General features: G+C 74.4%; 14 protein-coding genes. 5 read left to right on the top strand and 9 right to left on the bottom strand.

The features are described from left to right. Positions 1 to 81 precede the first annotated feature (81 nt). The 6 genes from WHI96_RS16225 to WHI96_RS16200 all read right to left on the bottom strand — a co-directional run bounded on the left by WHI96_RS16225 (position 82) and on the right by WHI96_RS16200 (position 6,504). A complete protein-coding gene (locus WHI96_RS16225) occupies positions 82 to 1,050 on the bottom strand; it encodes a pyridoxal-phosphate dependent enzyme (protein WP_345646302.1) in 969 nt (322 codons plus the stop codon). Positions 1,051 to 1,244: 194 nt separating this feature from the next. Further along, a complete protein-coding gene (locus WHI96_RS16220) occupies positions 1,245 to 1,838 on the bottom strand; it encodes a DinB family protein (protein WP_345646304.1) in 594 nt (197 codons plus the stop codon). A 112-nt stretch (positions 1,839 to 1,950) separates the two neighbouring features. Then, complete coding sequence (locus WHI96_RS16215) at positions 1,951 to 2,253, bottom strand: hypothetical protein (RefSeq protein WP_345646306.1); 303 nt, start codon at positions 2,251 to 2,253, stop codon at positions 1,951 to 1,953. A 47-nt stretch (positions 2,254 to 2,300) separates the two neighbouring features. Further along, the gene (locus WHI96_RS16210) at positions 2,301 to 4,013 is read right to left on the bottom strand and encodes a glycerol-3-phosphate dehydrogenase/oxidase (protein WP_425571610.1); all 1,713 of its coding nucleotides are present in this window, start codon (positions 4,011 to 4,013) and stop codon (positions 2,301 to 2,303) included. Between the two features lie 130 nt (positions 4,014 to 4,143). Next, a complete protein-coding gene (gene glpK / locus WHI96_RS16205) occupies positions 4,144 to 5,661 on the bottom strand; it encodes a glycerol kinase GlpK (protein ID WP_345646309.1) in 1,518 nt (505 codons plus the stop codon). A gap of 60 nt (positions 5,662 to 5,721) precedes the next feature. Then, a complete protein-coding gene (locus tag WHI96_RS16200) occupies positions 5,722 to 6,504 on the bottom strand; it encodes an MIP/aquaporin family protein (RefSeq protein ID WP_345646476.1) in 783 nt (260 codons plus the stop codon). 230 nt (positions 6,505 to 6,734) lie between these two features. Between WHI96_RS16200 and WHI96_RS16195 the strand changes: the two genes are divergently transcribed. Both WHI96_RS16195 and glpK (WHI96_RS16190) read left to right on the top strand, forming a co-directional pair. Then, on the top strand, positions 6,735 to 7,496 hold the full coding sequence (locus tag WHI96_RS16195) for an IclR family transcriptional regulator (RefSeq protein ID WP_345646314.1): 762 nt from the start codon (positions 6,735 to 6,737) through the stop codon (positions 7,494 to 7,496). Beyond that, positions 7,493 to 9,010, top strand: coding sequence for a glycerol kinase GlpK (gene glpK, locus WHI96_RS16190; protein ID WP_345646316.1), 1,518 nt, complete (start codon positions 7,493 to 7,495; stop codon positions 9,008 to 9,010). Before WHI96_RS16195 ends, glpK (WHI96_RS16190) begins: the two co-directional genes overlap by 4 nt. A 50-nt stretch (positions 9,011 to 9,060) precedes the next feature. Here glpK (WHI96_RS16190) and WHI96_RS16185 read toward each other — a convergent pair whose 3' ends face one another. After that, positions 9,061 to 9,456: a MarR family transcriptional regulator gene (locus WHI96_RS16185; protein WP_345646319.1), complete on the bottom strand. Its 396-nt coding sequence runs from the start codon at positions 9,454 to 9,456 to the stop codon at positions 9,061 to 9,063. A 929-nt stretch (positions 9,457 to 10,385) separates the two neighbouring features. On the opposite strand from WHI96_RS16185, the gene WHI96_RS16180 reads away from it, so the two are divergent. Next, positions 10,386 to 11,285: an SCO6745 family protein gene (locus tag WHI96_RS16180; protein ID WP_345646321.1), complete on the top strand. Its 900-nt coding sequence runs from the start codon at positions 10,386 to 10,388 to the stop codon at positions 11,283 to 11,285. A 113-nt stretch (positions 11,286 to 11,398) separates the two neighbouring features. Further along, complete coding sequence (locus WHI96_RS16175; protein WP_345646479.1) at positions 11,399 to 12,403, top strand: TerC family protein; 1,005 nt, start codon at positions 11,399 to 11,401, stop codon at positions 12,401 to 12,403. Between the two features lie 23 nt (positions 12,404 to 12,426). Here WHI96_RS16175 and WHI96_RS16170 read toward each other — a convergent pair whose 3' ends face one another. Continuing rightward, positions 12,427 to 12,756 carry a putative quinol monooxygenase gene (locus WHI96_RS16170; protein WP_020623433.1) on the bottom strand — a complete coding sequence of 110 codons (330 nt, stop codon included), beginning with the start codon at positions 12,754 to 12,756 and terminating at the stop codon, positions 12,427 to 12,429. A 171-nt stretch (positions 12,757 to 12,927) separates the two neighbouring features. Between WHI96_RS16170 and WHI96_RS16165 the strand changes: the two genes are divergently transcribed. Next, complete coding sequence (locus WHI96_RS16165) at positions 12,928 to 13,905, top strand: helix-turn-helix transcriptional regulator (RefSeq protein ID WP_345646325.1); 978 nt, start codon at positions 12,928 to 12,930, stop codon at positions 13,903 to 13,905. Positions 13,906 to 13,913: 8 nt separating this feature from the next. Here WHI96_RS16165 and WHI96_RS16160 read toward each other — a convergent pair whose 3' ends face one another. After that, a complete protein-coding gene (locus WHI96_RS16160) occupies positions 13,914 to 14,894 on the bottom strand; it encodes an asparaginase (RefSeq protein WP_345646328.1) in 981 nt (326 codons plus the stop codon). Positions 14,895 to 14,908 lie beyond the last annotated feature (14 nt).

Raw genomic sequence — 14,908 nt, 5'->3', positions numbered from 1 at the left:
CCGCACACGGTCATCCCGCGGTGGTCGCCGGTTGTGGAGCATCACGCCGGCCCCGCGGACGCTGCGCCCCAGCACCGGTGATCACGGCTGCGCGGCGGCGCGGACCACGTCGGCGACGTCGGCGTTGGCGCCGCAGACCACCAGGGCGAGCCGGGCGTCCGGGTGCCGCTCCACGATCCGGCGGGCGGCCGGGACCAGGCAGCCCGCGGCCGGCTCGGCCCAGATCCCGGCGTGCTCGGCGAGGGTGAGGGTGCCGCGGTAGGCCGCGGCGTCGTCGACGACGAGGACCTCGTGCACCAGGGCGCGGACGTGGTCGTAGGTCAGCTGCGACGCCGACGGCGCGGACAGCGTGGTGATCGCCGACGAGATCGCGACGGGCGTCGGGCCGCCCGCGGCCAGGGCGGCCGACATCGCCTCGGCGCCGACGGGCTCCACACCCCACACCCGGATGCCGGGCAGCAGCGCGTGGACCGCGGTGGCGACCCCGGAGATCAGCGCCCCGCCGCCGATGGAGACCAGCACGTCGGTCGGCGGCTCGCCGAGGGCGACGGCGTCGCGGGCGAGCTCCAGCCCCACGGTGCCCTGCGCGGCGACGATCACCGGGTCGTCGAACGGGTGCACCAGCGTCCGCCCGGCCCGCCGCAGCTCCCCGGCCTGCGCGAACGCGGCCGCGATGTCGGAGGTGAGCCGCACGTCGGCACCGGCGGCGCGGGCCGCGGCGACCGACCGGGCCGGTGCGGTGCGCGGCATGACGACGACCGCGTCCACCCTCGCGGCGCCCGCGACCTCGGCGACGGCGAGCCCGTGGTTGCCGCCCGACACCGCGACGACGCCCGCGGCGCGCTCGGCGTCGGTCAGCGACGCGAGCTTGGCCAGCACCCCGCGCGGCTTGAACGACCCGGCCCGCTGCAGGTGCTCCAGCTTGAGCAGCACGGGCGCGCCGAGGGCCGCGGACAGCCCGGGCGAGGGGACGGTCGGGGTGCGCACCACGCCCCCGGCGATCCGCGCCGCCGCCGTCTCGATGTCTGCGATGCCCACCTGGTCCGCCACCGCCGCAACGTAACCCCGGCCCGGCGGGCGGGCCCGGTCAGGTCCGGGGCCGGAAGCGGTCGGCGAGCTGCGGGTCGTCCTGCCACCACAGCCGGGACGGGGCGGGCGCGGCGTCGGACACCGTGCCGGACGCCGGGGCGGGGGTCCCGGCGGCGTCGGGATCGGCGTCGGTCGCGCGGGTCCGGGTCGTGGGCTCACCCCATCGTGCGTGCGCCGTCGATCGCCTCGCGGACGATGTCGGCGTGGCCGGCGTGCTGGCTGATCTCGGCGAGCATGTGGATCGCGACCCGGCGCACCGACCAGGACGTGTTCGGCTCGAACCACGGCGCGACCGGCAGGGCGTGCGCGGAGTCCAGGTCCGCGGTCCGCAGCACCTCCTCGGTGCGCGCGGCGACCTGCTCGACCCGGGCCCGCAGGTACCCCAGGGTCTCGTGGTCGGCCAGGACGAACCGGGTGTCCACCCACTCCTCGCCGGAGGCGGACCAGTCACCGCCGTTCGCGTCGGCCTCGGCGTCGACGGCGTCCCAGTCGACGGAGTCGTTGTAGACGTCGACGTCGCCGAACGCGGCGGCGCCCTCGACGGCGAACCGGAACCACTGCTCCTCGGTGTCCGCGACGTGCTTGAGCAGCGAGGCGATCGTCAGCGCGCTCACCGTGCTGCGGGTGCGTGCCTGCTGCTCGGTCAGCCCGTGGGCGGTCTGCAGCAGGAAACCGCGGTGCCGCTCCAGGGTGGCGACCAGCTCGGCACGCTCGCCGGTCAGGGCCTGCTTCTCGTCGGTGGCGTTCATCTCCGGGGCCGCCTCTCGGGGTCCGCGGACCGGGGCCGTCCCGGTCCGACGGGAACGACGATAGGACCGATCGCGGACGGATCCGGTCCTTGATTGCGGACCGTCTCCGGAGTCAGTCGTCGAGGTCGCGCAGCGCGGTCTCCCAGCGCTCCCGGCGGGCGGCCTCGTCGAGGTCCCACCAGGGGGTGCCGCGCTCGCCGAGGCCGTGCTTGGCCGCGGACACCCGCGTGCGGGCGGCGGCGACGCGGTCGTCGTCACCGGTCCGCTTCCCCGCCCCGACCTCGGCCCGTGCCTGTCCGAGGTGCTGCTGCAGCGCGGACCGCACGTCGTCGGGGATCGAGGGGTCGGTGGCCCGCCAGCGGCGACCCCGGACGACGAGGTACCGGCCGTCCGGGGTCCGCTCGGGCCCGCTCACGGAGTGATGACGGTGCTCGGTGCCGATGGTCGTTCCGCGAGCTTCTCTCAGCCGCTGACCGGCACCACGTCCGGCGCGCCGAGGCGGGCGGCGTCGGCGGTGGCGTCGTCGGGCATCTTCTGGCTCTCCCGCTCGGCCTCGACCCGCTTGACGTAGTGGTCGACCTCGCGGGCGATCTGCTCGTCGTTCCAGCCCAGCACCGGGGCGACCAGCTTCGCGGTCTCCTCGGCCGCGCCCACACCCCGGTCGAAGGTCTCGATCGAGATCCGGGTGCGGCGGGCCAGGATGTCCTCCAGGTGCCGCGCGCCCTCGTGCGAGGCGCCGTAGACGACCTCGGCCCGCAGGTAGTCCTCGGCCCCGGTGAGCGGCTCGGCCAGGGTCGGGTCGGCGACGAGGAGGTCGAGGACCTCGTCGATCAGCGAGCCGTACCGGCCGAGCAGGTGCTCGATCCGCGCCGGGTGCAGGCCGCTGCGCGCGGCGAGCTGGTGGGCCGAGTTGCGCAGTGCGGTGAAGCCCTCGGCGCCGAGCAGCGGGACCTTCTCGGTGCAGGACTCGGGGACCTTCGCGTCCAGTGAGTGCACGGCCGCATCGACGGCGTCCTTCGCCATCACGCGGTAGGTCGTGTACTTGCCGCCGGCCACGACGACCAACCCGGGCACCGGGCTCGCGACGGCGTGCTCACGGGACAGCTTCGAGGTGGCCTCCGACTCGCCGTGCAGCAGCGGGCGCAGACCGGCGTAGACACCCTCGACGTCCTCGTGGGACAGCGGCTGCTCCAGCACCTCGTTGACGTGCGCGAGCAGGTACTCGATGTCGGCCGCGCTCGCCGCCGGGTGCGCCTTGTCCAGGTCCCAGTCGGTGTCGGTGGTGCCGATGATCCAGTGCCGGCCCCACGGGATGACGAACAGCACCGACTTCTCGGTGCGCAGGATCAGCCCGGCGTCGCCGCGGATCCGGTCGCGCGGGACGACCAGGTGGATGCCCTTGGACGCACGCACCTTGAACTGGCCGCGCTCGCCGGCGAGGCCCTGGGTGTCGTCGGTCCACACCCCGGTGGCGTTGATGACCTCCTTGGCGCGGACGTCGAAACGTTCCCCGGACTCCAGGTCCTGCACGGTCGCGCCGATCACGCGGCCGGAGTCCTTCAGCAGTCCGACGACGCGGGCGCGGGTGGCCACGTGTGCGCCGTAGGCGGCCGCGGTACGGGCGATCTCCATGGTGTGGCGGGCGTCGTCGACCTGGGCGTCGTAGTACTCCAGGGCCCCGACCAGGGCGTCGCGGCGCAGCGACGGCACGACCTTGCGGGCGCCGCGACGGGTGAGGTGCCGGTGGTGCGGCAGGCCGCGGGCCCGGCCGGACAGCAGCCCGAGCGAGTCGTAGAGCGCGACCCCGGCGCCGGCGTAGAAGCGCTCCCACACGTGGTGCTTGAGCGGGTAGACGAACGGCACCGGGCGGACGAGGTGCGGCGCGAGGGTCTGGATCAGCAGCCCCCGCTCCTGCAGCGCCTCGGCCACCAGGCGGAAGTCGAGCATCTCCAGGTAGCGCAGGCCGCCGTGGATGAGCTTGGAGGAACGGCTCGACGTGCCGGACGCGAAGTCGCGGGCCTCGACCAGCCCGGTCGACAGACCACGGGTGGCCGCGTCGAGGGCGGCGCCGGCGCCGACGACGCCACCGCCGACGACGAGCACGTCCAGTTCGCGGTCGCCCATCGCCTGCAGCGCCGTGGTACGGGCCTCCGGGGAGAGCGCCACCGATTTCATGATCAGACCTTCCTGAGTGGTTCGTGCTCGTGCTGTCCCGCCGGGGGACTACCCGTTGAACACCCGTCCGATCGCGGGTGTGCCCGGTGTCGCCCCCACGTGTGGTGAGGGCGACACCGGGCGGGTGGTCCTACTCGACGTCGACCCAGTCCAGGGTCCGCTCGACGGCCTTCTTCCACCGGCCGTAGCCCTCGTCGCGCTGCTCCTGCGACCAGGTCGGCTCCCAGCGCCGGGCCTCGTTCCAGTTCTCCCGCAGCTCGTCGGTGTTCTTCCAGAACCCGACGGCCAGCCCGGCCGCGTAGGCCGCACCGAGCGCGGTGGTCTCGGCGACGACGGGCCGCGAGACCGGCACACCCAGCACGTCGGCCTGGATCTGCATGCACAGCTCGTTCTGGGTGACGCCGCCGTCGACCTTCAGCGTCTCCAGGGTCACCCCGGAGTCCTTGGTCATGGCGTCGCTGACGTCGCGGGACTGGTAGCAGATCGCCTCCAGCGTGGCCCGCGCCAGGTGCGCGTTGGTGTTGAACCGGGACAGGCCGACGATCGCGCCGCGGGCGTCGGAACGCCAGTACGGCGCGAACAGGCCGGAGAACGCCGGGACGAAGTACACGCCGCCGTTGTCCTCGACCTGGCGGGCCAGCGACTCCGACTGCGAGGCGCCGGAGATGATGCCGAGCTGGTCACGCAGCCACTGCACGGCCGAGCCGGTGACCGCGATGGAGCCCTCCAGCGCGTAGACCGGACGCTCGCCCTCGAACTGGTAGCACATCGTGGTGAGCAGCCCGGACTCCGAGCGGACCAGCTCGGTGCCGGTGTTCAGCAGCATGAAGTTGCCGGTGCCGTAGGTGTTCTTGGCCTCGCCGGGGGCGAAGCAGACCTGGCCGACGGTCGCGGCCTGCTGGTCGCCCAGGTCACCGGTGATGGGGACCTCGCCACCGAGCGGGCCCCCTTCGAGGGTAGTCCCGAACGCGGTCGCCGACGACGACGGCTTGATCTCCGGCAGCATCTGCCGCGGGATGCCGAAGAAGCCGAGCAGCTCGTCGTCCCAGTCGAGGGTCTCGAGGTCCATCAGCATGGTGCGGCTGGCGTTGGTCACGTCGGTGACGTGCAGCCCGCCGTGGGTGCCGCCGGTGAGGTTCCAGATGACCCAGGTGTCGGTGTTACCGAAGACCGCGTCGCCGTTCTCCGCGGCCTCGCGGACGCCGTCGACGTTCTCCAGGATCCACTGGATCTTGCCGCCGGAGAAGTACGTGGCGGGCGGGAGGCCCGCCTTGCGGCGGATGACGTCGCCGCGGCCGTCGCGGTCGAGCGCGGTCGCGATCCGGTCGGTGCGGGTGTCCTGCCAGACGATCGCGTTGTAGTACGGGCGCCCGGTGCGCCGGTTCCACACGACGGTGGTCTCACGCTGGTTGGTGATGCCCAGCGCGACCAGGTCCGACGCGGACAGTCCGGTCTTGGTGAGCGCCTGCTGCAGGCAGGTGTTGGTGCGCTCGACGATCTCGATCGGGTCGTGCTCGACCCAGCCGGCCTGCGGCAGGATCTGCTCGTGCTCCAGCTGGTGGCGACCCACCTCGTTGCCGCTGTGGTCGAAGATCATGAAGCGGCTGGAGGTGGTGCCCTGGTCGACGGCGCCGACGAACTCGGCCATTGAGCTCTCCTTCTTGCGGTGATCGGGGCGTGGGTGTGGTGGGGACGGCGTTCGGCCGGGTCAGGCCCGCCCGACCTCCTGCGGTGCGTCCTCGGCGGGGATGTAGCGGTCGATCAGCAGCTTGAACAGGCCGCCGCCGACGAGGGCGCCGACCAGCGGCGCGACGATCGGCAGCCACCAGTACGGCGTGCCGTCACCGGTGACCCACGCGGTCTCGTACCCGGTGATCCACGATGCCAGGCGGGGGCCGAAGTCGCGGGCCGGGTTGATGGCGTAGCCGGCGTTCGCGCCCCAGGCCATGCCGATGCCCACGACCAGGATGCCGATCATGAACGGGGCCATGTTGGACAGCGGGCCCTTGTTGCGCGGGTGGACCAGCGCGAAGATCACGAACACCAGGATCGCGGTGCCGACGACCTGGTCGAAGAACGCCGTCGTGATCGTCGTCGGGTCGCCCGGCGAGGTCGAGAAGATGCCCTGGGTGTCGGTCAGGTTCGGGTCGACCGAGCGGATGAAGTCGGCGTAGACGAACCGGACGATCAGCGCGGCGACGAACGCGCCGAGGGTCTGGGCCAGCACGAACGGCGCCACCTTCCGCCACGGGAAGCCCTCGTAGACGGCGAAGGCCAGCGTGACGGCCGGGTTCAGGTGCGCGCCGGAGATGCGGCCCGCCACGTACACGCCCAGCATCACGCCGAAGCCCCAGGCCCAGGCGATCGAGTCGTACTGGCCGTTCGAGCCGTCCGGCGTGGTGACGACCTGGGCGACGACGCCGACGCCGAACAGGATCAGGATCATCGTCCCGGCGAACTCGGCGCTGAGCTCGCCGAGCAGCGACGGCATCCGGGACCGTGCCGGTGCCGCCGGCTCGGACCCGGTCTTCTCGGAGCTCGTCATCGAACCCCCTCCTGGTTGTTCCCCCTCGCGGAGCCGGACGGCCCCGCCGTGTGACGCAGGACGCTAGGAGCGCGCCCGGTCCCGGGCAACGAGGATCGTTCGACGATGCCGAACGTTGCGGGTCGATCGGCCCATGATCCAGTCCGCGGAGCGTCCGGACGGCCTACGATCGCTGCGTGGCACGGGCGATCCAGTCGGTGGAGCGGGCGGCGGCGCTGCTGCGGCTGCTCGGCGGCGCGGGGCGTCCGCTGGCGCTGGCCGAGCTGGCGGCGGCCCTGGACCTGCCGCGCCCGACGGCGCACGGGCTGCTGCGCACCCTGCGCGAGGAGGGGCTGGTGGCGCAGGAGTCGTCGTCGGGCCGCTACCTGCTGGGCGAGGGGCTGGGGCGGCTGGGCACCCCGTGGGACCGGCACGACCTGCGCGCCCGGGCGATGAACTGGGCCGACGCGCTGGCGGCGGGCACCGGCTGCGCGGTGTACCTGGGAGTGCCGTCCGCCGACGGGGCCGGGGTCGACCTGGTGCACCACGTGTTCCGGCCGGACGACACACCGCAGCGGCTGCGGACCAACACCACCCAGCCGTTGCACGCGACGGCGTGGGGGCGGTGCCTGCTGGCGTTCGCCCCGGCGTCGGTGCGGGCGGTGGAGCCGCTGGACACCTACACCCGGGCGACCGTGACCGACCCGGCGGCCCTGACCCGCGAGATCACCGCGACACGGCGGCGCGGCTGGGCTGCCGACGCCGGCGGCTGGGAGCCGGGCGTCGGCGGTCTCGCGGTGCCGGTGCGCAGCGGGGGCGGGCTGACCGTCGCGGCGCTGGGGATCGGCGCCCCGGTCGAGGAGCTGTTCGCCGCGGACGGCCGCGCCCGCCCCGAGGTCGTCGTCGAGCTGGTCGCCGCGGCCGCCGAGATCGCCGACGGGCTGGAGGGGCTGACGTGAGCGGCCCGCCGTCGGGGGAGCGGGTCGTCGCCGCGATCGACCAGGGCACGACGTCGACGCGCTGCCTGCTGTTCACCCGCTCGGGCCGAATGGTCGCGGTCGCCCAGCGCGAGCACCGGCAGCACTTCCCGAGCCCGGGCCGCGCCGAGCACGACGCGTCGGAGATCTGGCGGGCGGTGACCCGGGTGGTGCCCGCGGCACTGCGGCGCGCCGGGCTGGGTCCGGAGAACGTCGTCGCGCTCGGCATCGCCAACCAGCGCGAGACGACGGTCATCTGGAACCGGCGCACCGGGGTCCCGCTCGCGCGGGCGATCACCTGGCAGGACACCCGGACCACCGACATCGTCGCCGGTCTCGACGCCGACGCCGACGCCGCCCGCTGGGCCCGGGTCAGCGGGCTCGGCCCGGCGACGTACTTCGCGGGCCCGCGGCTGCAGTGGCTGCTCGACCACGTGCCGGGCGCGCGCGACGGCGCCGAGCGCGGCGAGGTCCTGTTCGGGACGATGGAGTCCTGGCTGATCTGGAACCTCACCGGCGGCCCCGACGGCGGCGTCCACGTCACCGACGTCACCAACGCCAGCCGCACGATGCTGATGGACCTGCGCACACTGGAGTGGTCCGATGCGCTGTGCTCGGCGCTCCGGGTACCGCGGGGGATGCTGCCGACCATCGTGCCGAACGCCCGCGTCTACGGCCGGTGCTCCGGTCTGCTGGACGGTGTGCCGGTCGCCGGTGCGCTCGGCGACCAGCAGGCGGCGCTGGTGGGCCAGACCTGCTTCGCGCCCGGCGAGGCGAAGTGCACCTACGGCACGGGCGCGTTCCTGCTGAAGAACACCGGCTCCCGCATCGCCGGCTCCGAGGCCGGACTGATCCCGACCGTCGGCTACCTGTTCGGTGATCACCCGGTCTACGCGCTCGAGGGATCCATCGCGATGACCGGCTCGCTGGTGCAGTGGTTCCGCGACGCGCTGAGCATGATCTCCACGGCCGCGCGGATCGAGACGCTCGCACTGACCGTCCCGGACAACGGCGGCTGCTACGTCGTCCCCGCCTTCTCCGGTCTTTACGCCCCGCACTGGTACCCCGACGCCCGCGGCGTGATCGTCGGCCTGACCTCCTACATCCACCGCGGCCACCTCGCCCGCGCGGTGCTGGAGGCGACCGCGTGGCAGACCCGCGAGGTGCTCGACGCGATGAACGCCGACTCCGGCCTGCCCGTCACGCGCCTGAAGGTCGACGGCGGCATGACCGCGAACCACCTGCTCATGCAGTGCGTGGCCGACGTCCTGGACCTCACGGTGGAACGCCCCCTCGGCTCGGAGGCGGTGTCGCTCGGCGCGGCCTACGCGGCCGGCCTGGCCGTCGGCTACTGGCCGGACCCGGAGGTGCTGCGCCGCAACTGGCACCGGGCGGCCGCCTGGGAGCCGACGATGGACCCCGGCCTGCGCCGCCGTGAGCACGACAACTGGAAGCGGGCAGTGCAGCGGAGCACGGGGTGGGCGCGCCCGGACTGAACCCCGGCCGGCAGGCCCGCCCCGCCTCGGCGGGAGGCGCCGCGCACCCCTCAGGTTTCTGCCGCCCGCCGTCGACGCCGTCGGACCCGGTCCCGGTGCTCGCGGTCGCGCATCTCCTGGACCCGGCGCACGGCGACGTCCAGGAGGCGCCCCGTCACCGGCCGGAACCAGTCGACCCACTCCGCGGGGGCACCGGTCACGATCCGCCGGGCGCCGGTGTCGGTCACGTCCTCCCAGAGGATCTCGTGGGCCCGCGTGGTCGCCAGGACGAGCAGCCGCCGACCGTCCTCGGGATCCGGCTCGCGCTCGATCAGGTCGCGCTCCTCCAGGCGTGCGAGCAGGCGGGTGGTGCCCCCGGTCGCGAGCCCGACGGTCTCCGCGACCTCGGCGCCGGTCATGGCCCGTCGGCCGAGCAGCAGCTCGGCGAGCACCGTGTACTCGTGCACCGTCAGCCCGCACCGCTCGGCGACGGACCGGATCCGGTAGAAGCCGAGCAGCTCCGCCCTGGCGAGGAGCGGTCCGAGCGCGTCCGCGGTCTCGGCCCGGATCCGCCGGTCGTCCTCCGCCCGCCTCGCCCGTGCGGCCCGCTCGGCGTTCCCTCGGTCTGCGTCCCCGCCGTCCCCGCCGTCCCCGCCGTCCCCGCCGTCCCCGCCGTCCCCGCCGTCCCCGCCGTCCCCGCCGTCCCCGCCGTCCCCGCCGTCCCCGCCGTCCCCGCCGTCTCCGCCGTCTCCGCCGTCTCCGCCGTCCCCGGCGGCCCCGGCGGCCCCGGCGTCCTGGGTGCTCCCGGGGTCTCCGGCGGGCTCCGGCGGCCCGACGGGGTCGGTGTTCCGGCTCCCCGGAGTGAGGTCCGGCGGAATTCGCTTACCGGGTAAGCGAATTCCTCGGACATCCCCACCCGGTGCCCGGGCCGGCTCGTCCTCCGCACCCGGACGATCCGCCCCGGAACCGGAACCGGAACCGGAACCGGAACCGGAACCGGAACCGGAACCGGAACCGGAACCGGAATCGGAACCGGGCGTGGTTCCGGAAGCGGGCATGGCGCCGGACCCGGGCGGTATCCCGCGGTCGGACGGACCCGGGGACCCTGTTCCGCGAACTCGCTTACCCGGTAAGCGAGTTCGCGGAACAGCGGTACCCCGCGGGCCCCGGTCGGGTCCGCCACCGGCCGTGGCGTGGTCCGTGTCGCGCTGCATGGGGAAGCGGTAGCAGTCCGGTCGGTCCACCACGGCGGATCCCGTCGGGTGGTTCGCGATCGTGGTGTCCGTGTCCGTGCTCGTGCCTTACCGGGTAGGGACCCGTTCTCCCCGAACGGGGCGCTGGTGCTCGCCCACGCGCTGCCCGGCATCCTCTGAGCCGCCCGACTAGCGTCGCGACCATGAACGACGCCGCCGTCGCCGCCGGGCGCCTCGCCCGCGGGCTGGAACCGCTGCACTCCCAGGTCTACTTCGCCCCCGAGGGCGAACCGGCCTACACCGCCGCCGGGCTGGAGCCGGGCCGGATGAGCTACTTCGCCCCGCGGGCCGCGCCGATGGGCGCGGTCGGCCCCTCGGTGGTCACCGCGACGTTCTACAACTTCTCCCCGCGCCTGGTCGCGAGGTCGGTCCCGCGGGCCTGGGAGCTGGTATTCGCACCGGACCTGCTCGACGTGCGGTTCGCCGTCGCCGACGCCTCGCTGCGCCGCACCCTGGGCGACGACGCCGTCGCCTCGCCGGAGATGGCCGAGGCCGCCGGGCTGGCCCGGACCGCGGCCGGGGCCGTCACCCCCGAGGGGCGCCCGCTCGCCGCCGGACACCTCGACGTGCCCTGGCCGACCGCGCCGCACCTGGTCCTCTGGCACGCACTGTCGATCCTGCGCGAGCACCGCGGCGACGGGCACATCGCGCTGCTGGTCGAGGCCGGGCTGTCCGGGCTGGAGGCGCTGGTCACCGCGACCGCGACGGGCACCGGGTTCACCGTGGCCTTCGCCCGCGGCAGCCGCGGCTGGTCGGCCGCCGAGTGGAACGCCGCCGTCGCCGGACTCGCGGACCGCGGCCTGCTGTCCCCGGTCGACACGGCCGGGGACGACGCCGTCGCACCGGTCCTGACCGAGGAGGGCACGGCACTGCGCAAGCGGATCGAGGACGACACCCACCGCCTCGGCGCCGCACCGTGGGCGGCCCTCGGCGCCGACGGGGCCACGCGGCTCGGGGAGCTCGGCGGGGCGTTCGTCCGGACGGCCCTGGCGAACGGGGCGTTCCCCGCCGAGGGGGTCTTCGCGGCGCGTCCGAGGGGCTGATCGCGGTCCGCGCCCGGCCTCAGGACGGGCGCGGTGTCCTGACTGCCCGATATGGTGCGCTCCGCAACCGACCGCCGTGGTCGGTGCACCTACCTCCAGGAGGACCCCCGGTGGTGCTCGAGATCAGCGGTCTCGAATGGGCCGTCACGATCGGCGTGATCATCGCGCTGCTCGCGTTCGACCTCGTCCTGGGCTGGCTGCGGCCGCACCGGGTGGGATTCAAGGAGGCCACCGCCTGGTCGGTGTTCTACATCCTGGTCGCGATCGCGTTCGGCCTGGTGTTCGCGACGATCCACGGGTGGAACTTCGGCACGGAGTACTTCACGGGCTACATCGTCGAGAAGAGCCTGTCGGTCGACAACCTGTTCGTGTTCGTCGTGATCATGACGACGTTCGCGGTGCCGGAGGAGCACCAGCACAAGGTGCTGACCTTCGGCATCGTGCTCGCCCTGATCATGCGCGCGATCTTCATCGCCGTCGGGGCGACGCTGCTGAACCTGTTCTCGTTCATGTTCCTGGTCTTCGGTCTGCTGCTCCTGTGGACCGCCGTGCAGCTCTACCGGCACAAGGACGAGGACCCCGACATCGAGGACAACATGGTTGTGAAGGGCGCGCGCAGGCTCTTCCCGGTCACCGAGGAGTACGACGGCGGGAAGCTGTTCACCCGGGACGACGGCCGCCGGGTCGCGACCCCGATGTTCATCGTGCTGGTCTCGATCGGCGGCATCGACCTGCTGTTCGCCCTCGACTCGATCCCCGCGGTGTTCGGCGTGACCCAGGAGGCGTTCATCGTCTTCACCGCGAACGCCTTCGCGCTGCTCGGCCTGCGGGCGTTGTTCTTCCTGGTCAAGGGCCTGCTCGACCGGCTGGTCTACCTGTCGGCCGGGCTCGCGGTCATCCTCGCGTTCATCGGCGTGAAGCTGATCCTGCACTGGCTCCACGTCGACGTCTCGGAATCCGTGCCCGAGATCGACACCATGGTCAGCCTGGTCGTGATCCTGGGGATCCTTGCGGTCGTCACCGTCGCCAGCCTCGTCAAGACCAAGGGCGACCCGTCGATGACCGCCCACGCCGGGTCGCTGCGTGCGCGCAAGGAGCGCTCCGAGCAGCGCGACTGAGCCGGGTCCGGCCGGCTCGGCGCTCAGCCGGGCAGGCCGGCCAGGCCGGGTCCGCCGAGCGGGGTGACCTCGATGTAGTCCGGCGGGGCGGTGAGCAGCGCCAGCACGTCGCCCAGGCCGCTCTCGCCGATGTCACGGCTCAGCGCCGCCTCCGACGACGCGGCGTCGGACCACATCTCGGTGACCCAGACGACGTCGGGCTCGTCGGGGGTGGCGTTCACGACGTAGGCGAGGCAACCGGGCTGGGCGGCCATGTCGTCGGCGACGCGGAGCAGCGCGCCCGCCAGCTCGGTCCCCTGTCCCTCCAGGGCCACCATCCGCACGTACCGGCCGACCCGCTCGCTCGTGTCCACGGCGGCGACCGTAGACCGCCCGTCCCGGCGCCCCCGGCCCGGGGCGGGCTCGGCCCGCGGGCTCGTCGACGTCGCCGGGGCCGTCGCACCGGCGGTGCACCGGGGCGGCCGGGTCCCGCCCGGCGACATCCAGGACAGGATCCGACCGGGACGGGCGGCACACTGGTCGTCGTGATGGGGACATCGGCGCGGCTGCTGCGCCTGCTCGGGCTGCTGCAGGTGCCGCGCGACTGGACGGGGCCCGCCCTCGCCGAGCGCCTCGACGTCGACGTGCGCACCGTCCGCCGCGACGTCGACAAGCTCCGCACCCTGGGCTACCCGGTCCACTCCACACCCGGGGTGACCGGCGGTTACCGGCTCGGCGCCGGGGCCGCACTGCCACCCCTGCTGCTCGACGACGACGAGGCCGTCGCCGTCGCCGTCGGGCTGCGGACCGCCGCGGGCGGGTCGGTCTCGGGCATCGAGGAGACCTCGGTCCGGGCCCTGGCCAAGCTGGAGCAGGTCCTGCCGAACCGGCTGCGCCGCCGTGTCGCCGCGCTGGGCACCGCGACGTCCACACTCGCCGCGCGCGGCCCGACCGTCGACGCGGACGTGCTGTCCGCACTGGCCGCGGCCTGCCGCGACCACGAGATCGTGCGGTTCGACTACGTCGCGGGGGACGGGACCGAGACCCGCCGGGTCGCCGAGCCCGAGGGGCTCGTGCACACCGGGCGCCGCTGGTACCTCGTCGCCTGGGACACCGGCCGCGACGACCGCCGCACCTTCCGGGTGGACCGGATGCGGCCGAAGCTGCCCGCCGGGCCGCGCGTCGCCCCGCGCCCGGAACCGGAGGGCGGACTCGCCGCGTTCGCCCAGCGCGGGATCTCCTCGGGCGCCTACCCGCACCGGGCGCGGATCGTGTTCCACGCCCCGGCGGAGCGGATCGCCGAGCACGTCACCCCCGCGTCGGGGATCGTGACCGACCTCGGCGGGGACCGCTGCGAGCTCGCCGCCGGTGCCTGGACCCTGGAGTCGCTGGCGGTGTGGCTGTGCTTCTTCGGCGTCGACTTCGAGGTGGTCGAGCCGGTCGAACTGGTGGAGCACCTCGACGCGGTCGCCGCCCGTCTCGGGCGTGCGGCGGACCGTGCGCGCGCGAGCGGCGGGGGCTGACCGGCCGCTCAGAGCAGGGCGCGGACCGCGCCCACGGGCGTGCCGTGGCCGAGCACGTCGGTGCGGGTCGCGGCGGCGAGCGCGTCGGACCCGGCACCGAGGGACTCCAGCACGGCGTGCGCGACGACCGGCAGCGGTCGCGGCGACCCGTCCAGCACGGTGACGGCGAACGCCCGCCCGTCGGGCAGCGCGGCCGCCAGCACACCCTCGGCGCCGTCCTTGGCGACCAGGCCCGGCACCGCGCCCGCCAGCCGGGTCACCGGCCGGTCCGTGCCGCCGACCCACCACGGGTGCGCGCGGACCGCGGCCGCGACCCGCCCCTCGGCGGTGTCCGGGGCGGCCGTCGCCAGCGTCGCGAAGGCCCGGGCCAGCCCGGCCGGTGTGGTGCCGAACAGCGGCGCGCCGCAGCCGTCGACGGTGGTGACGCCGACCGGCACCCCGGTCAGCTCGGCGACGGTCTCCCGGACCAGCCGCTGCAGCGGGTGCGCGGGGTCGCGGTAGCCGGCCGTCGGCCACCCCGCGGCCACACAGGCGGCGAGCATCGCGGCGTGCTTGCCCGAGCAGTTCTGCAGCACCGGCGACGGTCCCGTCCCCGCCGCGCGGGCGGCCGCCGCGGCCGCCGGCCCCAGCGGGAGGTCCGGGGTGTTGTCCAGGTCGGCCTCGCCGAGCCCGGCACCGGCGAGGATGCGTCGCACGCCCTCGACGTGGCCGGGCTCGCCGGAGTGCGAGGCACACGCGAGGGCGAGCAGCTCGCCGTCGAGGTCGAGCCCGGCCCGCAGCATCGCCACCGCCTGCACCGGCTTGAGCGCCGAGCGCGGCAGGAACGCCACGTCCGGGTCGCCGGAGCCGGTCACGGTGCCGTCGGCGTGGTGCACCGCGACGGTGCCCAGGTGCACCGACTCCACGGTGCCCTCCCGCTCGACGACGGCCAGCGGGACGGCGGCGGCCAGGACGGGCGGAACGGGTGGGACGGTGCCGGGCGTGCTCATGCGGCCGACGCTAC

This window comes from Pseudonocardia tropica (genome assembly GCF_040105315.1).
Taxonomy (GTDB): domain Bacteria; phylum Actinomycetota; class Actinomycetes; order Mycobacteriales; family Pseudonocardiaceae; genus Pseudonocardia; species Pseudonocardia alni.
The sequence above is the reverse complement of the archived record's forward strand: the minus strand, read 5'-3'. Positions and strand labels throughout refer to the sequence as shown.